Origin of the sequence: Prevotella pallens (assembly GCF_900454935.1) — a bacterium.
GTDB classification, from domain to species: domain Bacteria; phylum Bacteroidota; class Bacteroidia; order Bacteroidales; family Bacteroidaceae; genus Prevotella; species Prevotella pallens.
The window spans coordinates 856,802-879,343 of sequence record NZ_UGTP01000001.1 but is presented as its reverse complement, the minus strand read 5'-3'; the positions used below and the strand labels follow the sequence as shown (position 1 = coordinate 879,343).

The following is a 22,542-nucleotide window of genomic DNA, read 5'->3' as shown; positions in this document are numbered from 1 at the left end:
TTATACGTATCTTACAAGTTAATATAGATTAATTCTATAATTATATAGATAAAAACATTTGGTGAGTAAGTTTATCTTATCTATCTTTGCATCACAATTAGACGGATAACTAATAATTAAATTAGAAACTAATAATTAAATTAGAAAGGAAAAAGTATGAATAATTTAGAGATTTTAGGATTGGAAGAGAGTAAGGTTAACGCAGTTAGAAAAGGACTTGCACAGTTATTGGCTGATTTCCAGATTTACTATACAAATCTCCGCAATCTTCATTGGAACGTGAAAGGACATGGTTTCTTTATTTTGCACGCTAAGTATGAAGAGCTATACAACGATGCTGCAGGGAAAGTTGACGAGATAGCTGAACGCCTTCTTCAGCTTGGTAGCATACCTGAAAGTAAGTTCAGCGAGTATTTAAAAATTGCAACAATCAAAGAACTTAACGAAGTTGAGTGTGGTCAAGAAGGTATGAAAGACATATTAGGCTACTTCAAGAATCTTATTGCACAAGAGCGTAAGCTTATTGACTTAGCTAACGATGCTCACGATGATGTTACTGCTGACCTTATGACTGGTTACATTGCAGCACAAGAGAAGACTGTTTGGATGTTGCTCGCTTTTATTCAAAATCACCATAAGAGTGAATGCGGTTGCGAAGTTAAGTAAGCAATAATCATTAAGATTTAATTATAAAGAGAATGTATCTATTGGGATACGTTCTCTTTTTTGTTTTCTAGTGCTTGCGATACAGCGGCCTTTAAGCGTTGATGGTGTATTTTGAAACTATTAAACGAATAATGTTCTGCCGTAGTATGAATAGTTAGAAAGGCAGCGGAAAGCGTTAGCCTACAAACTTAAATGCCAAATATAGCGAGACGGGCTGTAATACTGAAAGAGATTAAGAAGGCATTATAAACAAGGCGGGTGCACCACAAGAGTTAAACTATGGTGCACCCGCTTGTTTTGTTTCATTAACGTTATTGACGTCTTACATCTTCATAAACTGTTGATATTGCTTATCTGTTAATATTTTCTTCAAGCCTTCAAGGTAAGCATTACGCTTAGTCTTCATTTCGCACATACGTTTTGGACATTCAGCCTTTGCTTGCTTATCGCAATGGTTTGCTTCGCCTTTGCATTCTGGTTTAGCTTGTTTGCAGCAATTTCCTGCTTCGCCTTCGCATCCGGTTTGTGCTTGTTTGTTGCACTGTGCTGCTTCGCTTTTGCATTCTGGTTTAGCTTGTTTGCAGCAATTTCCTGCTTCGCCTTTGCATTCGGTTTGTGCTTGTTTGTTGCACTGTGCTGCTTCGCTTTTGCATTCTGGTTTAGCTTGTTTGCAGCAACTTCCTGCTTCGCCTTTGCATTCAGACTTAGTTTGCTTGTCGCAATGACTTGCTTCGTTTTTCTTGCAACAACTTTCTGCTGTCTTACAATCGGTCTTCTGTTTTGGGCAAACCAATATGTCTGCATATTCGTTGTTAAGTTTCAATAGCTCGGCTGCTTGCTTTTTGTTGAGTTTTAATTCCTTAACAAGTTTATTGGTAAATGCTTTTGCGTCTACCTTTTTACCACCGTTAGGGCAGTTTGTTGCTACTATGTTGCTGTTAGAAGCTAATGAAGTTGCTGGAGCAATGGCTAAGAAGCCCACTGCTAATAAGCTTAAAAATAGTTTCTTCATATTGTTTTAAATGTTTTTTGTTTTTTGTTAATAATGTTTCTTTAACTCGTTCGTATATTTAATCTGTACATTTTGAACAGATTTTTTTATTTGATTGCAAAGATACAGCTTTGAATTTAAACTTATTTAAAAGGGGTATTGCTTTTATTTTTTATTCACAATTTATCCCGAATAAGGCATTATAGGTTCTATAAGATATGTGATAAACAAGATTGACACTATGTTCGAATGGCATTATAAGTATGGTTGCGTTATTTTCTCATCAGTCTCAGATAGTAGTATTTACGTGTAAGTAAAGTTTTACTTACGTGTAAATAAAGTTCTACTTACGTGTAAATAAAGTTTTACTTACGTGTAAGTAAAACCATTTGACTACGATTAAATTGATGTGAGACTATAGAGAGAATAGAACGAGACACTGAAGAGGGTGTTACGAATGTGTGCTTCGCCATTTCTAACACTAAGGTTTGTATGGCTACACTGCTATGGTTTTGCTATACTAAATGCATTGATTTTATGGTTTCCTTTGCGACTATAGATAAGAGGAAACACATTTGTGTGCGTAAAAATAAGATTATAAAAAACGGCAAGTTGCTATTCTGCATTAGCACTTGCCGTCTTCTGTTTACGTTATGAAATGTTTATGCCTTACTTACTTTACTAATACTTTTCGAACTTTTCCGTTTGCTAACTTCACAATGTTTAGCCCGTGTTGCATTTCTGTTACTTTCTTACCCTCGATGGTGTAAATAGCCACAACTGTTGTTTCTTCGTTCGAGTTAAGCGGTGCCTCTATAGCTGTTGCTTCGGGGTGTAAATCTTCTGCGCCTTTTACTTCAGTAGAAAGCTCTCCCGTCCAATTAGGCTTAGGACATTGGTCGTTTACAGCACAATAAACGCGTACAAAGTCTATCTGATCCAACTTAACAGGCTTTCTATCGGCATCAACTGCATGCTCAATATTAAAGCCTTTGGTCTGGTCATTAGGCAAGTTATCTACATAACCATAGCGTAAAGCATGCTGAACCCACCAGCCTTTTTCGTTAGTATAGCTTCCAGAAGGAAGCAAAGTTCCTTTAAAAGTCAGCGGTTTCTTTATCCAAAGTGGGTAATATTCTTGAGTATGGTAGGTTAATCGCTCAATCGTTCCGCTACCTCCTTGGTTATCGGTCCAAGGTATTGGTTGCATCGGATTAGGCGTATAAGTAATTTCGTAATTGTATTTTACCTTGCCAATACTATCTACATCGGCACTTCCTGATAGCTCGTACCATGTGTCATCTGGCTTTCCGTTGCCGTTTACATCCTTCATAACCATTACTATTCCTGGCTCTGAACTATTCTCAAAAGAATTACCATAGACAATAAAATCGGCTGCTCCTTGTACATTTATAATAGGATGATCGAAGTGAAAGGTAATATATCCACCATAAGCACCCAATGTTATAAGACCACCTTGCTGCTTTCCTGCAATTTCATTTGTACACGCTTGTGCTGCCGTTTCGGGTGTATTGTTCTCTGTAAGTTTAGGTAACTCGTTTACAAACTGTCCCGGTGCGGGCACATACTCGTCTACTCCCTTTATATAAGGAGAGTTTTGAGCACTCAAAAGTGCCGATAATGACATGAATGCCATTGATAAATAAAGTCTTTTCATCATGTATATATTGTTTATTTTCTTAATAAAAAGCATCCGTGCCCTGGTATATCACCAGTTTGCGTATGCCATTTGTAATTTCCATTTTTATCGAAACAGTATAGTTTTCCGCTTGAAACGTAGTTGGTTGCATCCATAACAAAGATGTCTCCAGTAATTGGATGAATCATTAAACCATAAGCAATCTTTATCGGAAACTTCTCTGGCACCTTCAAGAAGTTGCTGTCCACAACTTTATGAGTACGTATATCCAAAACCTTAAATAATGGTTTGCCATTCAAATTAGTATATGTTACAAGCGAATCGCCTATCATATCGAAACCGTCTACCTCTATATTCAGCTCGCTTTCTACCTTGTCGTTGTCAAGAACATAGAGGTTTGAAGGTGTCTTATCATAGTCGCCACGTGACGAAACCCATAGTTTCCCATATTTATCGCTACGAAGACGGAACAGATTTATACCAACATCAATGGTCTTAGTTACGGTAAAGGTGTTTAAATCAATAATGCTCACTGTACGGTCGTATCCTAACGACGACATTCCATTGTAGCCTCCACTATTGGCAACATATATTTTGCCATCTTGCACTACAAGTTCTTCGGGCTGATAGCCCACCGTGCATTTATCAACAATCTGCAACGAGGCAGTGTCTACCTTATAAACAGCACCCAAAACACTTTTTTCGCTTATCTTTCCTACGTAAGAACTAACGTAAGCATACCGCCCTTGAAATGCAACATAGCGACAGTTTGGAATATCTACGTGTCCTCTACTTACAGCTGTACGTGCATTGGCAACCTCAACCTTATTAGATTGGTTTATTACAAGCCACAAACTGTTGCCATAAATCTTGATATCGTTGCCCACATCGCCCAATTCTTTTATCTGATTTGGATTCCGCGAAGGATAAATATTGCGATAATACTTTCCTGAATCTAAGTCCAAGAAGTCTAATGTAGCCTTATTTGAACCCATATTACCTTCGTTCAAAACGTAAAGTCCTGCGTATTTGGTGTGCGTTACATCGCCTATGCTATGTTCAGAAGGATAGATAATGGTATCGTCTTCACGACAAGAAACAGCCAAAACAACTATTAATAGGCTATAAAAAACGTATCTTAACTTCATCATTGTATGTTTGTTATATTATAATTCTACTTGTAAACCAACAAGACCGTTAATGCCTGGCATTGGATAATTGAGAATAACATCGTACTTTTGGTTAAGTATATTGTTTACTTCCAGCATTGCTCTGCACTTTGTACCAAAAGCTTTAAAGTCGTATTGCAAACTTACATCGCTTGTATACCACGGTTGCATATAATTGTTGGGTATATTTTCTTGCTGGTTATAGCGTTTGCCCGAATATATAAAACTGTAGTTAAAGGTCCAATTGTGGTAAGCAAGGTTCACAATAGCAGAGCCACTGTTGTACGGAATATAAGGAATTTGGTCTTTATAGAACACATCAGATGCATTAGTAACATCGCGTGCGTCCTGATAAGTGTATTGTAGGCGTGCCGTAACTACTAAATCGTTAATAGGTTGCAATGCTATTGCTCCCATTACATCAATCCCCGTAATATGAACACGTCCTAAATTGAGCATTGTCCAGCGGAATTGTTGTCCCTTTGGATATGCTATTATCTTATCGTGAATAGTATTATAGTAGCCATCAGCCTGAAACTGCACGTTCTTAAGCAAGTGCCCATTATATTGCTTGTTGAAAACAACTCCTAAATCGTACTGCGTTGCGCTCTCTGGCTTTAGGTTCGAGTTTCCCAAATCAGTGTAATAAAGGTCGTTGAATGTAGGCATACGGAAGCTACGCTTAGCAAATGTTCGTACAGAAAGCTTTGTAGAAGCTCCGTTAGTTGCTTTATCAATTATTGGAAAGTCGATAAAGAGAGCTGGAGTAAACTTTGTTATATTGTCGGTAGCTTTCATTCCTGGCATTAAACGAGTAGTTGGGTGGAGTTTATCGTGTATAAACGAAGCAAGCACAGACCCTTGTATGCGTATAAAACGAGCTTCGAAAGCAGTAGCAAGACTTATCATATTAGAAAAACGTGTAGGGAAAACAAAACGATAAGTGTCTGCATTTAGCTTGTTCCAACGAAAGTCGTAGCTTGCAGAAATACTCCAATTGGGTAGAATTTCGTAAGCATTGGCAGAAGAAAGATAGAACTCTTGTTGCCAGAAACGATTATCGGCAGGCAGCTGTGTAGTGTCTTTATTCACATAATGCGTACGATAGAAGGCGTATTTAGCCAACCATTGTGTTGAGAAACGGTCGGTAATATCCTTTTGAAAACGATTCTGCACAAAGAAGTTGAGGTCGCTTTGTCGCTCACCTCTACGCCAAACGTTATTCACAATAGCGCCAGGAATGCCACGTTGGCTATTGTAGAAGTAAACTTTTGTATTCCAATAACCACGCTGTAAGATACCATTTACGTTGAAATCTATACGGTCTGCTCGTATATCACCATTCTGTCGGACAGCTGTTGTGTCGTAGGCAACAACACCACTTGGCGTTACACGGCGATAATTGAACTTGTATTTACCACTGGAAGTAAGATGTTCGGCATTCAGCGAAGTAGAGACAGCAGACGAAAGACGTTGTTCCCACAAAGCAGAAAGGCGCACCAAATCGCTCGAACCATACTTTGCTTTCAACTTTACATTATAGTTCTTGCCATCAGTGAAGCGAGGTTTGCGTGTTCGAATATACACACTACCAGCATTACCGAAGTCGGACGCAGGTTGAAAGATAGCACTTTTCTGTCCGTTGTAAAGAGATATTTCATCGATATTGTCAAGCGAGAACTGTCCAAGATCTATCTGTCCATTCTGCGCATTACCAAGTTCTATGCCGTCATAGAATATTCCTAAGTGGTGCGTACCCATACTACGGATATCCACAGTCTTTATACCACCTACTCCACCATAATCTTTTAGCTGAATACCAGAGAAATATCGAAGAGCATCAGCCACCGACTGACTATTGAGACGTTGCAGGTCTGCATTCTTTAAGCTTTGTGCTGGAACGATTTCACGCTGTGTTAAGCGTGCTGTTATTTCTACTCCTTTTATCGTTTGAATAGAATCTTTCTGTGTTGTTTCTGCTTTTGTGCCCACTCCAAGGGCTAGAAGTAAAGTTAATGACAATAATCTCATAACTACAATTTTAATTCTTCTGTTACTTCATACTCATTATAATGTATATACCATGTGGCGCATAGCATGTCCGCCCCATTGGTTATCGTCTTTATAAACAAAGCCTACTGCGTTGTAAAGAGCTTCTGCTTTAGGGTTATTTGTATCTACCAACAGTCCTGTAGGTAGGTTCATGCGTTTACCTTTCTCTATAGTTGCACATAGCAACAGCTTAGCTATGCCTTTACCACGATGCTCTTTACTCACACAAAGCGAGTCAATATAAAGTTCGCCTGCCGCTGTTTCGTCAGGCATATCGGAGAAATCACGTCCGAAAGCTGCCTTTGCACCTTCTATAAATGCCTTACGAAGTATGCGTAACAAACTTCCATCGTAGCTAACACATACGCCTACAACTTTATTGTCGGGCGTGATGGCAACAAGAGTATTAAGGTAAGAATATTGAGAATTGGTACGTTCAACGAGCTTTTTCATCAGATTGAAGAAGTCGTCTAAAGTATGTTGTGGTCCTGCAAACCATTGACAGCATTCATGATTCATAGCTTCCATTATCATTTCTGCTATGATTGCTGACTGCTCAAGGCGTGCCGATACTACTCTTACCTTCATTTTTTATATTATTGCTTTAATGCTTTAAAGTCGGAAAGCAAGTTAAGAACTCGCTCGGTGATGCGATTGACACCTCCTTCTACATTCGATTCAATGTTCAAAGGTAGCACAGGGTCGTGCAACGACTGGCGAAGCAAGAACCAACCTTGCTCTTCTTCTCCTTTACAAGCAATGCGCACACCTTCGTGGTTAGGCGATACCAGCTGCCAATCAGACTCTTTTTCAACTGCTGTCTTGATATGTTCCAACACCTGTTCGCCGTATGCTTTGAAGTCGTTGGTATCAATTTTAAAGCGTATTTCCTTGCTTTCAACAGGTTGTTGTAGGTCTGCAATAAGGTCTTGAAGCTCTTTTCCTTCCTTGCGCAGACATGCTGCCTCAACAATAAGCTTTGCAACGAGATACGCTCCATCGTCTAAGAAGTAGTTTTCGCGTAGTGCGGCGTGTCCAGAAGTCTCTATTGCGAGCCACGATTCTTCACCGTTCGCATTCAAACGGAGCGATTCATTAATGACATTCTTGTATCCACGGCGGAAGCGATGATGCTTTCCGTTGCGGTCGGCAATAAACTTTGCCAAGCCGTCTGACGTTACTGAATCGGTTACGATAGTACTTCCAGGGTGTTCGCGCAATATTACGGCTGATATCAATGCGATAAGTGCATTGCGGTTGATAGACTTTCCTGTTCTATCTACAATTGCAGAGCGGTCTACATCAGTATCGAAAATAATACCTAAATCGGCTTTATGTTCTACAACAGCTTTGCAAATAGAAGCCATTGCCTCTTTGTTTTCGGGATTAGGGATATGGTTTGGGAAATGACCATCGGGCTCAAGGAACTGACTTCCTGTGGTATCGGCTCCCAAAGACTTCAACACTTTGTTAGCAAAAAAGCCACCAGCACCATTGCCTGCATCTACTATGATATGCATACCTTGCAATGGTTGGTCGCCATTATTCACACCACGACGTATATAATTAGCGAGTATGTCGCAGTAAGTAGCCATAAAATCAACGACTTTTACCTCTCCATTGCCTTTCTTTTCGGCACCCATGAACTGTGGTGCAAGCTCTAAGATGCGTGCAATGTCTGCTTTTTCCAATCCACCTTTGGCTGTAAAGAACTTCAATCCGTTTCTGTTCCAAGGCAAATGGCTTGCTGTTACCATAACAGCTCCGTCTGCATGAAGCTGCTCATCTACTGTTGCCATGAACATTGCTGGCGTAGAAGCCATACCAAAATTAAGCACTGTTGCACCAGCAGCGGCTGCACCATCGGCAAAGGCCTTACAAAGTGCAGGGCTGGAAATACGTGAATCGCTACCAACAGCTATTGTTTGAGCCGTCTTTCCATTCTTTTCGCCCAACCAAGCAACGAATGCTTGTGCCAAAGCAGTTGTTACTTCGTTGGTAAGATTTACGCTTTCGCCCTCAATTCCTTCGAGTGCTACGCCTCTAATATCCGAGCCGTTCTGCAGTTTATTCCAGTCCATTTGTCTTATCTTAAATAGTTCTTATACATTAATAAAGGTGTTTAGAAATTCTTAAAGTCCTATCTCCTTATTACATTTCGGGACAAAGGTACTTATTTTTTCCTTATTACATAATTCTTACAACTTATCTTTTAAGTCTATTTGAATAAGTTTGCTAAATAAGCAAACTTTACTTAGTTTATATTACAAAAGAAATGGTATCTTTGCAGCAATCTTTTTTAAAGCAGAGCATAAATAGGTAAAATAAAGAAACTATGGAAGAACTAAGATTGGCTATAAGACAGTATTTTGAGAGTAGGAAGAAGCTGCAAAATTGCTTATTGAACATTGAGACAAACAAGACTGATAAGGCTGCACTGTCTGAATCTTTGCTGTTGATCATCAACGATTCTTCGTTTGAGGCAAAGGCTTTTGAACTGCTGTTGCATACAAATGCTGATGAAGCTAAAAGGCATATCAACTTGTTTTACCTACAAGGAAGTCCTCAGCAAAAAACGAGATTTAAAGGTGAATTGGACATTATGTTAGACGATTACAGGTGCATTTTAGGTGAAATGGAATTCAAGAAGCTGATTGATTCCTTACCTAAAGAGAACAAAGAGTTCTATGCTATCAAAGAGGCTATTGAGTTTGCGCAGTCTGAATAAAGTGGTTAAGCATTTCTCTATTGCCAAAAATATGGTACGAAACAGGCTATAAGGGAATTTCTTAACAAGCAATAGACAGATGCACTACCCCTATTTGGTTGATTTATCTTTGTTGTTTTACGTCCTAACCAACAAGTATTTTTGTTAAAAAATGGTTACGAACAAATATTAAAATACTAAATATAACAAGCTATGAATAAGATCGCGAATATCTCTTCAGATGCATCGTGTAACGAAATAGGTAGGATTGGAGGAAATATTCCTGCTTGTCTTCTGAAAAATATAGATAGTTTTAAACACTATAAATTCTTTCTGATGGTTCAGAATCCAAGTGCTTCAAACGAATACTTATCTATCTTTGTGCCTGAAAGTTATGACATAATGGTGGATAATAATATCTATCCAAACTGCTCGCTAAAGGTATTTGTACACTCGTTTTCAGAGGAAAGCGACAATGACGACTATACTTTGGAAGGAGTTCGTAAATGTTCTCTTACGGAATTTGAAGAGGTCCAGGACGACGAGTATGGCTTTATTACAAGCGGTAAGTACCCACAGCTTATACAAGATGAGGACTATTACTTTGAAAAATTAAAAGAAGATGGATTCGATTTCTTCCTTCAAATAGACGAAGATTACTATCCTGATGGAGTGATTTCAGGCGATTACGTTCTCGGATATGGTGCAATGTACTTGTATAAGCATCGCAAAACAAACGAAATAATAGTTGGATTTTGGCAATATTCATAGACTAACAACATTACTTCATACTTGTAAAATCCTTATGCGTACATGTTTTTAGAGGTCCTTTATAGGTATACAGATAAGCAACCGAATGAATAATTGACTATTAACCAACTTATTACAAGAGATAAAAGATAAGATATTATGGGGCAAAAGAATGGTTTTTGCGGGATAAAACAATAAGAAAAGAAGTTGGAATACTATAGAAAAGAACATTTCCTATGTAGGATTATATCTCATACTACGCAGGAAATATCTATGGACTTAAAGGTACTTTTAAACGAAAAAACTTCTTATGCCTCAGTATAAACATCAGTGTATCCTATACGAGTCTTGCGGAGAATCGGAATTAAAAAACTGATTAATTTCTTACCTAAGAAGAACAGATATTTCTATGCTATTAAAGAAGCCATTGAGTTTGCACTGGCTGAATTGTATGCTCAACAAAATAGCTTTATATTGCTATATGCCTATTCGAAGAATTACAGGTACTTACTTAAATATAGAGAAGTTTACACTACCATAGTTTCGATGCTCTATGAAGTGTGGGTTATTTGAGAAATCGTTACTTTTACCATGCTCAAACACAAATATTCCGTCTGGCGAAAGCAAGTTATGCTCGAATATAAGATTGGGAATGGTTTCAAGTTCTGGTAATGCGTATGGAGGATCGGCAAAGATAAGGTTAAACTTTTGATGACATGTTTTAAGAAAGCGAAATACATCTCCACGTATAAGTATGTGGTTTTCTACTTTTATCTTCTTCATACATTCCGCTATGAAGCGTGCGTGGTCGCGGTCTTTCTCTACACTTATCACTTCTTTACAGCCTCGCGATATAAGTTCTAAGCTTATGCTTCCCGTGCCAGAAAATAGGTCAAGTGCCGTAATATCATCAAAATCGATATACCCATTCAATACATTAAATATGTTTTCTTTGGCAAAATCGGTAGTAGGGCGTGCCTTAAAGGTACGTGGAATATCGAAGTGTCTGCCTTTGAACTGTCCTGTTATTATGCGCATAGCGTTTCGTTCTTATTTTCTTTTAGCTTAAACTTTATATTTGTTTCAGTCTAAATACAATGCCTTTAGGTCGTATGGTATATCTTTATGTGTTGCAATTGCAGCATTATTAAAGTCGCTTGCAAGTTCTAAAACGTGGTATTTACTAACAAATTGTTTCAATTCGGCACACAACTTGTCGATATTGGGAATATCGCCTGCCATATAAAGTTCGCTATCTCCTCTATCCATTCCCATTAACTTCCATACGTAAAGCAAATAGTAAAGTATGTTTTGTGTACTATTTGCCTCATAAGAATTGCAAAATTCAAATCTGTTACGCTGATATCTAATTACCTCCATACGCTTATTATGGAAGTATGCAAAAAGCTTTTGGCGTATACCTGCAAATGCGTACTTATATAAATGTGTCCATACTGCTTGCATTTGTGGCTGAATTTGTATATCGTCGAAATGATTTTCAATCACCATCATCAAGTCTTTGTTCACTGCAAACACAGCCACAGCATTTAGTTTTGGCATTGCGCTCGTTAGGATATCTTCGCTACGTTGCCATTTAAAGGTGTGTTTGTAGAGTGTTTCTGCATCTTGTTCCCTATATTCGTCTAACGGAACAAGCATAGTGGGAGTATCTATCACAACCAAAGCACGTTTATAGCCACTCTGTAAAAGTTCCGACTTCTTAAAGGCTTCTCGCAAATTAGCAGCTACAGCAATATTATTGTTCACATTATAGGGTTCGAACACTATATTGCCATCGGTTTGTGGGTCGCCAACGGCAAACAACATATTCCCCTCACCTATACGGAGAGTTAGGCGTATGCATCTATCGGGAATGTTATTATCTATCTGAGCCATAGTTTATAAGTGCTGCAAACTTACGCATTTTTTTCCAATTACGTAGCTTTTCGCTCAATAAATGTAGATTATTGCTGGTACGCTTGCTTCCTTTCGTTCCTTTTCACTATGGTTGTTCAACATTTCAACAATGATTCACATTTATTTCATCTAAAAATAATAGTATCACCAGTATACAAATAATATAACAAATGGCTGATTTAATAATAGTAACACCATAATATAAATTGTAAAATACTATGGAAAGAAATTGCAATAAGATAAAAATAACTAACTTTGTACCGCCATAATAAAATGTGCTAATAGATGATACAAGACGAATTGATTTACCAAATATTGCAAGACTTTGGCTTTGAGCCTACACACGATCAACGAAATGCTTTGCAAACCTTCGCTCAATTTATGACCGATAGAAGAGATAATGCAGTTATGATACTACGTGGAAGTGCTGGAACTGGTAAAACTTCGCTTGCTGGAGCCATTGTTCGAGTTGTTACTCGGCTACGCATCAAAGTGTCGTTGTTAGCACCTACGGGACGAGCTGCAAAGGTTTTCTCGCTCAATGCTGGACTAACCGCCTCTACCATACATCGTAAAATCTATCGCGAAAAAGCTTTTAATGGCACCGATGGTCAGTTTCAACTTAACAACAATATGTTTCGCAATATGCTGTTTATGGTAGACGAGGCCTCTATGATTAGTACTTCGCAAAACAACACTATGTTTGGCAGTAGTTGTTTGCTCGACGATTTAGTACAATACATCTATAATAGTGGTGGCAATTGTCGCCTGTTGCTCATTGGCGATAAGGCACAGCTACCTCCAGTAGGCGAACAAGAAAGTCCAGCACTACGTTTCGATGTACTGCAAGGATATGGCTTACATGTCTACGAATGCGATCTGAACGAAGTGTTACGCCAAAGTCAGCATTCAGGAATATTGTGGAATGCCACCACCATTCGCCAAATGATTTCTCGGAACACAGCTACCCAATTACCCAAAATACGTTTAGAGGGATTTGCCGACATCTCCATTGTCTCTGGCGATGAACTTATTGAGAGTATCGCATCAAGCTATGCTACTGTTGGAACCGACGAAACAATGGTGATAACACGCTCTAACAAACGAGCAAACATTTTTAATCAAGGCATTCGCAATACCATTCTTGGTTGTGAAGACGAACTTACCACTGGCGATTTGGTTATGGTGGTAAAGAACAAATACCTGGAAAAAGACCGCAGCACCGATCTTTCGTTCATTGCAAACGGCGACCATGCCGTGGTGCGGCGTGTGCGCAACATTCGCGAGCTGTATGGTTTTCGTTTTGCCGACGTCTCTTTAGAGTTCCCAGATTATAATAAAACAGAATTAGACACGGTGGTCGTGCTCGACACGCTCGTTGCAGAAGCACCAGCACTAACACAGGAGCAGAACACAAAACTATTTCAAAGTGTTATGGAAGATTATACCGATATACCACGAAAAGCAGACCGTATGAAGCAATTGCGTGAAGACCAATATTTTAATGCTATGCAAATAAAGTTCGGATATGCCGTTACATGCCACAAAGCGCAGGGCGGACAGTGGGCACATATCTATCTCGACCAAGGCTATATGACCGACGAAATGCTTACAACCGACTATATTCACTGGTTATACACAGCTTTCACACGTGCCACTGAACACCTTTATTTAGTGAATTGGAACAAAAAACAAATTGCAGAATAATGGATATAACAATAGCTTATCTTAAAGCAGCCTTCAACAAATACAATGAAGAAATATTTGGAAACACACTTCCAATACCAAACTTGCGTGTGTCCAACGCTAAACAAAGGTTAGGTTCTATGAGCTATCGCATACAAAGAGTATGGGGAAAAACACACCGTAGCTTCACTATTTCGATATCTAACTATTACGATACTCCACAATCGCTCATAGAAGACACGCTTATACACGAAATGATTCACTACGAAATAGCCTACAAAAACCTAAAAGATACATCGGCACACGGCACTTTGTTTCGCCAAAGAATGGAGGAAATAAACCGCAAACACCATCGAAACATTACCATAAGCAAGCGTATGATGGACTATGCACCACACCAAGACGACCCGACAGAAACCTTTCTGGTGCTGGCAATAGAACTGAACGACGGTTCGCATTTGCTTAGCTCCGTTGCACGAACAGCGATAGCAAACTTGGAAAGCCAGATGAAAAGAGTGTCGAAGATAAGCAACTACGGCTGGTATGTTACGCAAGACCCTTACTTTCGTAACTTCTCGAGAGTACGAACTTTGCGTGCCCACGCAGTATCGGCAGAAGTATTTGCTCGCCTTACTGCACAAATGACATTAATAAGAGACAAAAGTGGGTGGACAGAACCATAGCCACCCGCATGTTATAGCCTACTCCTTAGACTTTGAATAATAATGCTCTTTGTTGGTTTTAAGGTCGAGCCAGCCACTAACGCCGTCCTTCACTATGTGGTAAAAGTATCGAGTGTTCTGTTCCAACTTATCGTAAACAGGTGTGTCGTTGTACGAATAGATGCCCACTTTGCCATCTTTGTAGAAATAAATATATCCATCGTTGTGCATCATAATAGAGTCGTAGACCATCGGAAGAATTGTTTCGCCCTTTAGAGTCCGCACAGGATAAGTCTCCAATGGTCTTTCCCAATCACCATATTTTACTGTACCTTCCTTAGGTTCCACATCGTTTGGCTGTTTATAATCGTAAGCAAGAATACCAAATTTGCCATTTCTTCCTACTCTTATCCATTCTGGACGTACATCGAGATCTCCCAGAAACCAACTGTTTCCATTGCATCTGTACTCTTTTTTACCATCAAGAAAGGAAATGGAATCGGTAGGTTGGCAGTCTGAAAGCACGTAACGCTTGTCTTCTTCGCACGTTACACCAGGTCCGGCAGTGTAGTATTTCAGCTGGTATTGCCCACGTTTCTTTAGCAAACTATATGTCCAATGAGGTACAGTGCCACAAACTCCCAACTGTATTTTCCAAGGATTTTTCATTTTTTTCCCCATTTCATCGTAGTAAAAAGCACCCTTTTCGTTCAGCACATTTATGCAACCAATCATACAATTAGGTATTTCATACGCAACCAAAACGTTTCCCAAGTCGAGCTTTTGAAGGTAAAGATTGTACACATCAACCCCTTTCTTTGTATGCGCAATAATAAAACGCTCTCCACAAATAATGCTGTCGTAATCTTGTTTCAGCATATTTTCGCCGAAAGCGTTCACCAATTGGCACCTACCTTCGTCCGTTTTCTTAACGTTCAGGAAGTCTTTAAGAACAATATTCATAAAATCGTAGGGTGCAGCAGCATCGTATTTATTTCCTGCTTCTGTTAGTTCTGCAGGTTGACAGTCACGAGATAATTTCACGAACTGGTCGCCTTTAATCGTTGGAAGCAACAAATAATTGAATGATCTATAAGCGAATAGCAAAACCGTCTTTCCACCTTTTAATTCTAAAACAAGCGGACTCAATGGTTGAGACATCCCACGCCAGGTTGTAACCGAGTCTGGAACACACGAAGAAGTAGTTATTACGCGGTATGCATACCTATCAGCTTTGGTATAACGCAGCTGTTGAATAAACGCAAGGTCGGGTCGTAAGAACTTTAAAACATAATTCGATTTTTCTTCATTGCGCTTCCAGTTGCCGTCTTCTTTGATATCGAACGTCTTGCCAACATAGCTTTCGAGAGCTATGGGACGCAGATTATCTACATCAACGAAACGCTCTCTCCCTTTTTCTATATCGTTTCTACTTAGTGTATCATTGCAAGAATATAAATCCCAGACCATCTGATAAGCTACGGAAGCTTTACTTATGCTTATTTCTTTTCGATCTATTTGCAGACGTCTTTGAGCATAACGGTCGGTGCCAACTTTTTTATAAAGGTCTATCCAACTGCCATTTGCGTCGTAACCTATGGCATCTACATCGGGCAAAGACAGTCGTTGCTGCGCATAAAGACTGGTTGCCATACAGTAAAAAAATAGAAAAAGGAAAATATTTTTCTTCATAAGTACATTTATTTTTGAGACAAAGATAAGAAATTTGAAGAATAAAGGCCTGCATTTTAAGAAACTTTATGATGGTACGAATTTATATATTGATAGACGGAACAGGGGGAGGAGTTTAGCTAAAGCGTTAAAACTACAGAACAAGCACGACTTTAATATTTGCGATTATCTAACGCACACTTAAGGCATCATAGCGTTTTAAAAACAGCAAAAATATTGTTCGGATAACTATTTAATACTCAACATACTACAAAAAGCTATCGTTTTGCCTTGCAAAAGAGCCTATTTGGCAATGCAAAAGGGCCTGTTTGACGTCGTGAAACAAGCTCTTTTAAAAAGTTAGAAACATAGAATACATAATATTCCTACAAGCTCTAATATTAAAAAAACTAAAAATAGCCTATTATATAAGGTGTATGGAAAAAGTTTGCTTACTTTTGCGCCCTTGAATAATGTTACTTATGCTGATATGCAAGAAAACTTAGTTATAGTGGAAAGCCCTGCAAAGGCGAAGACAATAGAGAAGTTCTTAGGTGAAGACTTTAAAGTTATGTCGTCGTACGGACATATTCGTGATTTGAAAAAGAAAGAGCTGAGTGTGGATTTGGATACTTTAGAAGCCAATTACGAAATTCCGGAAGAGAAGAAGAAGGTTGTTTCAGAACTTAAAAAGAACGCAAAAGCCGCCAAAAAGGTTTGGTTGGCATCCGATGAAGACCGCGAAGGAGAAGCCATAAGTTGGCACCTTTGCGAAGTTTTAGGTCTCGACGAAGCAAAAACAAGTCGCATTGTGTTCCACGAAATTACGAAACCAGCCATTCTTGCCGCCATTCAGAATCCCCGTCATTTGGATATGAACCTTGTAAACGCACAGCAAGCACGCCGTGTCTTGGATCGTTTGGTAGGTTTCCGCCTGTCTCCAGTGTTGTGGCGCAAAGTAAAACCAGCTCTAAGCGCAGGACGTGTGCAAAGCGTCGCCGTACGATTGATAGTAGAACGTGAGCGTGAGATACAAGATTTCAAGTCTGAACCTTATTACAGAATAAATGCTATTTTCGCTGCTACAAGCGACGATGGCACCAAAAACGAAGTAAAGGCAGAGCTAAACAAACGTTTTTCGACACACGAAGAAGCATTGGAGTTTCTAGAACAATGCAAAACTGCATTATTCCGGATATCTTCTATAGCTAAGAAACCGCTGAAACGCACTCCTGCCCCCCCATTCACAACATCTACATTACAACAAGAAGCCGCACGTAAACTTGGTTTTACTGTAAGTCAAACTATGATGGTGGCACAACGGTTGTACGAAGCAGGACGTATTACATATATGCGTACCGACAGTGTAAATCTCTCATCACTTGCCATCAATACAGCTAAAACAGAGATAGAGAAACACTATGGTTCAGAATATAGCCAGGTGCGGAAGTATCATACCAACAGCAAAGGTGCACAAGAAGCACACGAAGCTATCCGTCCAACCGATATGAGTGCACACAGTATAGACGGAACAAGTCAGGAAAAACGTCTTTACGACCTTATTTGGAAGCGCACAGCAGCATCGCAAATGGCAGATGCAAAAATAGACAAAACTACTGTTGCTATTAGTATTCTCAACGCAGAAGGACACGAGACAGCCGATTTACAGTTTGTTGCGATGGGAGAAGTTATTACATTCGATGGCTTTTTAAAAGTTTATCGAGAGTCTACCGATGATGAGAATGAAGGGGAAGACACAACGCATGCATTGCCAGCAATGAACAACGGCCAGATTTTGGAACGACGTAGCATTGTTTCTACCGAACGTTACTCAATGGGACCAAGTCGCTATACAGAAGCAAGTTTGGTACATAAACTCGAAGAGTTGGGCATTGGTCGTCCATCAACATACGCTCCAACCATATCTACCATTCAGCAACGCGAGTACGTTCAGAAGGGAGAAAAGAAAGGGGAAGAACGCACATACATCGTAGACACATTGCAGGCACTAAAGATTACCTCAAAGAACAAGAAGGAAATGGCTGGTGCAGATAAGGGTAAACTTATTCCAACCGATATTGGCATTGTAGTAAACGACTTTCTTATGGAGAACTTCCCTGACATTATGGATTATAATTTCACTGCTAAAGTAGAGCAAGAGTTCGATAAAATTTCTGAAGGGAAGGCGAAATGGAACACTGCAATGAAAGATTTCTATAAGCATTTCGAGCCCGAAGTGGAATCTGTAATGAATGCACGGTCAGAACATAAGGCTGGTGAACGCGAATTGGGAGTAGATCCTAAGACCAATAAGCCTGTATTTGTAAAGATTGGACGCTTCGGCCCTGTTGTACAAATTGGTACTGCCGATGATACGGACAAGCCACGTTTTGCGCAGATTCCAGCGGATAAGAGTATGGAAACACTTACGCTCGCCGATGCATTGGAACTGTTTAAGTTGCCACGCACTGTAGGACAGTTTGAAGGAACTAATGTTGTGATTGGTGCAGGGCGTTTCGGCCCATACATAATGCACAATAAGAAGTATGTATCACTGCCCAAAGAGGAAGACCCTTTGACGGTTTCATTAGACACTGCCATACGTTTAATAGAAACAAAACGTCTCCAAGATGCACAAAGACACCTTAAACAGTTTGACGAAGACCCTAAATTAGAAATAATGAACGGTCGCTATGGTCCATACATAGCATACGATGGAAAGAACTATCGTATTCCGAAAACAATGCACGACAAAGCCTCTGAACTTACGTATGAGGAATGTCAAGACATTATAAAGAATGCACCCGAACCCAAAACAAAGCGTAAACGCAAATAAATAAAATCATCTGCCTCCCTTATTAGGGTAGGCAGAGATACACAAAAAGAATGACCGAGAGCCTACAAAATACTCCAAACCGAATTATAATAATAGGTTATATGGGTGCTGGAAAAACCACGCTTGGTTGGGCTTTGTCTAAAATTCTCAATTTCAAATTCTACGATTTAGACTGGTATATAGAGACACGAATGCACAAAACTATAGCCCAGATATTTGAAGAACGGGGTGAAGATGGATTTAGAATTATTGAACGAAATATGTTACATGAGGTTGCCGAGTTTGAAAACGTTATTATTGCTTGCGGAGGAGGAACCCCTTGCTTCTTCGATAATATGGAATACCTTAACAAACAAGGCGAAACGATATATATGAATGCAACTGCCGACATTATATGCCAGCATCTTAATATTAGCAGAAACGTTCGTCCATTGTTGAAAGATAAGTCGGAAGACGAAGTAAAAGTCTTTGTAAAGAAACAAATAGAAGAACGAGACATCTACTACAAACAGGCTAAACACATTATAAAAGTGCATTTAATGGACAATCGTAAGAAAATAAATGCAATGGCAAAACAACTTATTTCAATAATAGAAATGAGCCGAAAGGCTTTACCCACAATAGAAAAGAATAATAAATAAGAATACTATTTCATTATTGAGAGCTGTATCTAGCCGAATAGTATCGGTAAAAAGTTCTCTAAAAACACAACAAATAGGTATGAAAAAATGGACGATTGAAGATTCAAAGGAACTCTATAACATTAAAGGTTGGGGTGCTTCTTACTTTGGAATCAATGAGGCTGGACATGTTTACGTTACTCCGTGCAAGGATAATAACCAGTTAGATTTGTGCGAGATTATGGACGAGCTTGTACTACGTGATGTAACGCCGCCCGTTCTGTTGCGTTTCCCAGACATTCTAGATAATCGTATAGAGAAAATATCGTCGTGTTTCGAAATTGCAAAGCAGGAATATAACTACGAAGGAGAGAATTTCATAATCTATCCTATTAAAGTTAATCAGATGCAGCCAGTAGTTGAAGAGATTATTTCGCACGGACGTAAATTCAATTTGGGCTTAGAAGCTGGCTCAAAGCCTGAACTACATGCTGTAATAGCTGTTCAATGTCAAAGTGATTCGCTCATCATCTGCAACGGATACAAAGATCAAAGCTATATAGAACTTGCACTCTTAGCACAAAAGATGGGTAAACGCATCTTTATTGTAGTAGAGAAACTTAACGAAATAGATATCATAGCAAAAGCTGCTAAGAAACTTAACGTTATGCCTAATATTGGTATTCGTATCAAATTAGCATCTACAGGCTCTGGCAAATGGGCAGAAAGTGGAGGCGATGCATCTAAATTTGGTTTAACAGCATCAGAACTTCTACAAGCATTGGAGAAGCTCGATGAAAAAGGATTGCACGATTGCTTACGATTGATACACTTCCATATTGGTTCGCAAATTACGAAGATACGACGTATCCAGACTGCTCTCACCGAAGCAGCACAGTATTATGCCAATCTAAGAAAGATGGGATACAATGTAGATTTTGTTGACTGTGGGGGTGGATTGGGCGTAGATTACGATGGAACACGCTCTTCTAACAGTGAGAGTTCTGTGAATTATAGCATTCAAGAGTACGTAAACGACTGTGTTTCTACCTTTGTAGATGCAGCAAATAAGCACGGAATACCACACCCAAACATTATTACCGAAAGCGGACGTAATGTTGCTGCACACCACTCTATGCTTATTATAAATGTATTGGAGACAGCTTCGCTACCAGAAATGTCGGAAGAGTTCGAGGCAAAGGAAACAGATCATCAGTTAGTACGAGAACTCTACAAGATTTGGGATAATCTAAACTCGCGCAATATGCTTGAAGATTGGCACGATGCAGAACAGATTCGAGAAGAATCGTTAGAACTATTCTCTCATGGAATGGTCGATTTGAAAACTCGTGCAGAAATTGAAGCAATGTATTGGAGTGTCTGCCACGAAATAAATACACTATCAAAGGGAATGAAACACGTGCCAGACGAACTGAGAAACTTAGATAAACTACTGGCAGATAAATATTTCTGCAATTTCTCTCTCTTCCAATCACTTCCCGACAGTTGGGCTATTGACCAACTTTTCCCCGTTATACCGATACAACGACTAAACGAACGCCCCACACGAAAAGCCACTTTGCAAGACATTACATGCGATAGTGATGGTAAAATAGCCAATTTCGTGAGCGAGGGACGCACCAGCCATGTGCTACCTGTACACACTTTGCGACGTGGCGAGCCTTATTATTTAGGCGTTTTCCTCGTTGGTGCATATCAAGAAATACTCGGCGACCTTCATAATTTGTTTGGAGATACCAATGCGGTGCACCTTTCCGTGAAAGATGGAAGTTATCACATCGACCAAATTATAGATGGAGAAACAGTGGAAGAGGTGCTCGAATATGTGCAATACAATCCAAAGAAGCTTGTTAGACAGCTCGAAATATGGGTTACAAAAAGCGTTAAGCAAGGAAAAATATCACTCGAAGAAGGAAAAGAATTCCTCAACAATTATCGAAGTGGACTGTATGGTTATACCTATTTGGAGTAAAATTGCTCCAAATAGGTATTTTATTTTTATATGTTAATTATTGTTCTTTCTTGTATGTTTCTTTATTCAGACAACTAACAAAGGTTAAAATATAGTACTTTTGCATAGTATTCTGTAACTTCACCCCACACTTATTCGTCGTTGTAATAGAGAGTATGGAAAAAGTTAGCTTCCGAAACGATGTCTTGCCATTGAAGAATCAACTCTTCAGATTGGCCCTCCGCATAACCCTCAATAAGGAAGAAGCCGAGGATATAGTACAAGACACACTGATAAAAGTTTGGAACAAACGATACGAATGGGGCACCATTGATTCCATAGAGGCCTATAGCTTACGAATATGCAGAAACCTTTCGCTTGACAGAATGAAGAAGCGAGACAACCAAAATGGCTCTTTGGAAGAAGAACAACCCAACCAAGAACTACTCTCAACACCACAAGACCGCCTGATAGCTCAGGATAGGTTGCGTGTAGTGAAAGAGATTGTAAACTCTCTGCCCGAAAAACAGCGTGTATGTATGCAACTACGCGACTTTGAAGGTAAGCAATATAAAGAAATTGCAATCGTCTTAGGCATAACAGAAGAACAAGTAAAAACAAACATCTTCCGTGCACGCCAAACTGTAAAACAACAATTTCAGAAAATAGAACAATATGGATTATAAGTACATCGAACAATTATTGGAACGCTACTGGCGTTGCGAAACTTCGCTGCAAGAGGAGGAAATATTGCGATTATTCTTCTCTCAAGAGGAGGTTCCTACCAATTTGGTGCCTTACAAAGACTTGTTTATCTACGAACAGGAACAAAAGGAAACCGATATATTGGGCGATGACTTTAACCAAAAGATACTCGAGAAGGTAAATGGAGACCAGCCAGTAAAGGCTCGCACCATTACAATGCGCAAACGTTTAATGCCTCTCTTCAAAGCGGCAGCAGTTGTTGCCATTTTGCTAACATTGCAAAATGCACTACAAGAAACTTTCACGAGTACGACGCCTTCGGCTCAACAATCTGTTGAGGTGCCACACGCAAACAAGGAAGCTAAAGGTCCGGCTGTGGCAAAAGCTGACTCAACCAAAATAGATTCAACCCAGAAGGTTAGCACTATCACCGATACAGAATACAATTAAAAGAAATATCATTTTAATGCTTTCTCTA

General features: G+C 39.4%; 19 protein-coding genes. 10 read left to right on the top strand and 9 right to left on the bottom strand.

The features are described 5' to 3' along the window. Nucleotides 1-156: 156 nt before the first annotated feature. Nucleotides 157-666, top strand: coding sequence for a Dps family protein (locus tag DX009_RS03800; protein ID WP_115083066.1), 510 nt, complete (start codon nucleotides 157-159; stop codon nucleotides 664-666). A 322-nt stretch (nucleotides 667-988) separates the two neighbouring features. Here the strand turns inward: DX009_RS03800 and DX009_RS03795 are convergent, their stop codons facing one another. From DX009_RS03795 to DX009_RS03770, 6 genes are all read right to left on the bottom strand, one after another. Then, nucleotides 989-1,678, bottom strand: coding sequence for a hypothetical protein (locus tag DX009_RS03795; protein ID WP_115083065.1), 690 nt, complete (start codon nucleotides 1,676-1,678; stop codon nucleotides 989-991). A gap of 652 nt (nucleotides 1,679-2,330) precedes the next feature. Beyond that, nucleotides 2,331-3,338, bottom strand: a complete 1,008-nt coding sequence (locus tag DX009_RS03790; RefSeq protein WP_245944578.1) for a hypothetical protein — start codon at nucleotides 3,336-3,338, stop codon at nucleotides 2,331-2,333. An 11-nt stretch (nucleotides 3,339-3,349) separates the two neighbouring features. Next, complete coding sequence (locus DX009_RS03785; protein ID WP_245944577.1) at nucleotides 3,350-4,468, bottom strand: YncE family protein; 1,119 nt, start codon at nucleotides 4,466-4,468, stop codon at nucleotides 3,350-3,352. A 15-nt stretch (nucleotides 4,469-4,483) separates the two neighbouring features. Next, nucleotides 4,484-6,517 (bottom strand): TonB-dependent receptor, encoded by a 2,034-nt coding sequence (locus DX009_RS03780; protein WP_115083064.1) that lies wholly within the window; start codon nucleotides 6,515-6,517, stop codon nucleotides 4,484-4,486. Between the two features lie 36 nt (nucleotides 6,518-6,553). Next, nucleotides 6,554-7,126: a GNAT family N-acetyltransferase gene (locus DX009_RS03775; RefSeq protein WP_115083063.1), complete on the bottom strand. Its 573-nt coding sequence runs from the start codon at nucleotides 7,124-7,126 to the stop codon at nucleotides 6,554-6,556. Nucleotides 7,127-7,134: 8 nt separating this feature from the next. Beyond that, nucleotides 7,135-8,619: a phosphohexomutase domain-containing protein gene (locus DX009_RS03770; RefSeq protein WP_115083062.1), complete on the bottom strand. Its 1,485-nt coding sequence runs from the start codon at nucleotides 8,617-8,619 to the stop codon at nucleotides 7,135-7,137. Nucleotides 8,620-8,873: 254 nt separating this feature from the next. On the opposite strand from DX009_RS03770, the gene DX009_RS03765 reads away from it, so the two are divergent. Next, nucleotides 8,874-9,266, top strand: coding sequence for a hypothetical protein (locus tag DX009_RS03765; RefSeq protein ID WP_006045285.1), 393 nt, complete (start codon nucleotides 8,874-8,876; stop codon nucleotides 9,264-9,266). Nucleotides 9,267-9,458: 192 nt separating this feature from the next. After that, on the top strand, nucleotides 9,459-10,016 hold the full coding sequence (locus DX009_RS03760) for a hypothetical protein (protein WP_115083061.1): 558 nt from the start codon (nucleotides 9,459-9,461) through the stop codon (nucleotides 10,014-10,016). 486 nt (nucleotides 10,017-10,502) lie between these two features. Here DX009_RS03760 and rsmD read toward each other — a convergent pair whose 3' ends face one another. Both rsmD and DX009_RS03745 read right to left on the bottom strand, forming a co-directional pair. Continuing rightward, entirely contained in the window at nucleotides 10,503-11,033 is a 531-nt protein-coding gene (gene rsmD, locus DX009_RS03750; RefSeq protein ID WP_115083059.1) for a 16S rRNA (guanine(966)-N(2))-methyltransferase RsmD, read from the bottom strand. Nucleotides 11,034-11,078: 45 nt separating this feature from the next. Continuing rightward, nucleotides 11,079-11,891: a DUF3822 family protein gene (locus DX009_RS03745; protein ID WP_115083058.1), complete on the bottom strand. Its 813-nt coding sequence runs from the start codon at nucleotides 11,889-11,891 to the stop codon at nucleotides 11,079-11,081. Nucleotides 11,892-12,197: 306 nt separating this feature from the next. Between DX009_RS03745 and DX009_RS03740 the strand changes: the two genes are divergently transcribed. Together DX009_RS03740 and DX009_RS03735 are read left to right on the top strand one after the other, a co-directional pair. After that, the gene (locus DX009_RS03740) at nucleotides 12,198-13,619 is read left to right on the top strand and encodes an ATP-dependent DNA helicase (protein WP_115083057.1); all 1,422 of its coding nucleotides are present in this window, start codon (nucleotides 12,198-12,200) and stop codon (nucleotides 13,617-13,619) included. Then, nucleotides 13,619-14,281, top strand: coding sequence for a SprT-like domain-containing protein (locus DX009_RS03735; RefSeq protein WP_115083056.1), 663 nt, complete (start codon nucleotides 13,619-13,621; stop codon nucleotides 14,279-14,281). Before DX009_RS03740 ends, DX009_RS03735 begins: the two co-directional genes overlap by 1 nt. An 18-nt stretch (nucleotides 14,282-14,299) precedes the next feature. Here the strand turns inward: DX009_RS03735 and DX009_RS03730 are convergent, their stop codons facing one another. Continuing rightward, on the bottom strand, nucleotides 14,300-15,913 hold the full coding sequence (locus tag DX009_RS03730) for a hypothetical protein (RefSeq protein ID WP_245944576.1): 1,614 nt from the start codon (nucleotides 15,911-15,913) through the stop codon (nucleotides 14,300-14,302). A 508-nt stretch (nucleotides 15,914-16,421) separates the two neighbouring features. On the opposite strand from DX009_RS03730, the gene topA reads away from it, so the two are divergent. The 5 genes from topA (at nucleotide 16,422) to DX009_RS03705 (ending at nucleotide 22,514) form a co-directional block, all read left to right on the top strand. Continuing rightward, the gene (gene topA / locus DX009_RS03725; RefSeq protein WP_181792312.1) at nucleotides 16,422-18,767 is read left to right on the top strand and encodes a type I DNA topoisomerase; all 2,346 of its coding nucleotides are present in this window, start codon (nucleotides 16,422-16,424) and stop codon (nucleotides 18,765-18,767) included. Nucleotides 18,768-18,817: 50 nt separating this feature from the next. Continuing rightward, nucleotides 18,818-19,408, top strand: coding sequence for a shikimate kinase (locus DX009_RS03720; RefSeq protein ID WP_115083053.1), 591 nt, complete (start codon nucleotides 18,818-18,820; stop codon nucleotides 19,406-19,408). Between the two features lie 79 nt (nucleotides 19,409-19,487). Continuing rightward, a complete protein-coding gene (speA, locus tag DX009_RS03715; RefSeq protein ID WP_006045295.1) occupies nucleotides 19,488-21,380 on the top strand; it encodes a biosynthetic arginine decarboxylase in 1,893 nt (630 codons plus the stop codon). A gap of 155 nt (nucleotides 21,381-21,535) precedes the next feature. Beyond that, the gene (locus DX009_RS03710) at nucleotides 21,536-22,045 is read left to right on the top strand and encodes an RNA polymerase sigma factor (RefSeq protein WP_006045296.1); all 510 of its coding nucleotides are present in this window, start codon (nucleotides 21,536-21,538) and stop codon (nucleotides 22,043-22,045) included. Next, nucleotides 22,035-22,514 (top strand): hypothetical protein, encoded by a 480-nt coding sequence (locus DX009_RS03705; RefSeq protein ID WP_006045297.1) that lies wholly within the window; start codon nucleotides 22,035-22,037, stop codon nucleotides 22,512-22,514. The genes DX009_RS03710 and DX009_RS03705 overlap by 11 nt, the downstream gene beginning before the upstream one ends. The last annotated feature ends 28 nt before the right edge of the window (nucleotides 22,515-22,542 follow it).

Bases quoted from the DNA above. Each gene is read 5' to 3' on its own strand.
- DX009_RS03800 (WP_115083066.1), top strand. From the start codon at position 157: ATGAATAATTTAGAGATTTTAGGATTGGAAGAGAGTAAGGTTAACGCA.
- DX009_RS03795 (WP_115083065.1), bottom strand. From the start codon at position 1,678: ATGAAGAAACTATTTTTAAGCTTATTAGCAGTGGGCTTCTTAGCCATT.
- DX009_RS03790 (WP_245944578.1), bottom strand. From the start codon at position 3,338: ATGATGAAAAGACTTTATTTATCAATGGCATTCATGTCATTATCGGCA.
- DX009_RS03785 (WP_245944577.1), bottom strand. From the start codon at position 4,468: ATGATGAAGTTAAGATACGTTTTTTATAGCCTATTAATAGTTGTTTTG.
- DX009_RS03780 (WP_115083064.1), bottom strand. From the start codon at position 6,517: ATGAGATTATTGTCATTAACTTTACTTCTAGCCCTTGGAGTGGGCACA.
- DX009_RS03775 (WP_115083063.1), bottom strand. From the start codon at position 7,126: ATGAAGGTAAGAGTAGTATCGGCACGCCTTGAGCAGTCAGCAATCATA.
- DX009_RS03770 (WP_115083062.1), bottom strand. From the start codon at position 8,619: ATGGACTGGAATAAACTGCAGAACGGCTCGGATATTAGAGGCGTAGCA.
- DX009_RS03765 (WP_006045285.1), top strand. From the start codon at position 8,874: ATGGAAGAACTAAGATTGGCTATAAGACAGTATTTTGAGAGTAGGAAG.
- DX009_RS03760 (WP_115083061.1), top strand. From the start codon at position 9,459: ATGAATAAGATCGCGAATATCTCTTCAGATGCATCGTGTAACGAAATA.
- rsmD (WP_115083059.1), bottom strand. From the start codon at position 11,033: ATGCGCATAATAACAGGACAGTTCAAAGGCAGACACTTCGATATTCCA.
- DX009_RS03745 (WP_115083058.1), bottom strand. From the start codon at position 11,891: ATGGCTCAGATAGATAATAACATTCCCGATAGATGCATACGCCTAACT.
- DX009_RS03740 (WP_115083057.1), top strand. From the start codon at position 12,198: ATGATACAAGACGAATTGATTTACCAAATATTGCAAGACTTTGGCTTT.
- DX009_RS03735 (WP_115083056.1), top strand. From the start codon at position 13,619: ATGGATATAACAATAGCTTATCTTAAAGCAGCCTTCAACAAATACAAT.
- DX009_RS03730 (WP_245944576.1), bottom strand. From the start codon at position 15,913: ATGGCAACCAGTCTTTATGCGCAGCAACGACTGTCTTTGCCCGATGTA.
- topA (WP_181792312.1), top strand. From the start codon at position 16,422: ATGCAAGAAAACTTAGTTATAGTGGAAAGCCCTGCAAAGGCGAAGACA.
- DX009_RS03720 (WP_115083053.1), top strand. From the start codon at position 18,818: ATGACCGAGAGCCTACAAAATACTCCAAACCGAATTATAATAATAGGT.
- speA (WP_006045295.1), top strand. From the start codon at position 19,488: ATGAAAAAATGGACGATTGAAGATTCAAAGGAACTCTATAACATTAAA.
- DX009_RS03710 (WP_006045296.1), top strand. From the start codon at position 21,536: ATGGAAAAAGTTAGCTTCCGAAACGATGTCTTGCCATTGAAGAATCAA.
- DX009_RS03705 (WP_006045297.1), top strand. From the start codon at position 22,035: ATGGATTATAAGTACATCGAACAATTATTGGAACGCTACTGGCGTTGC.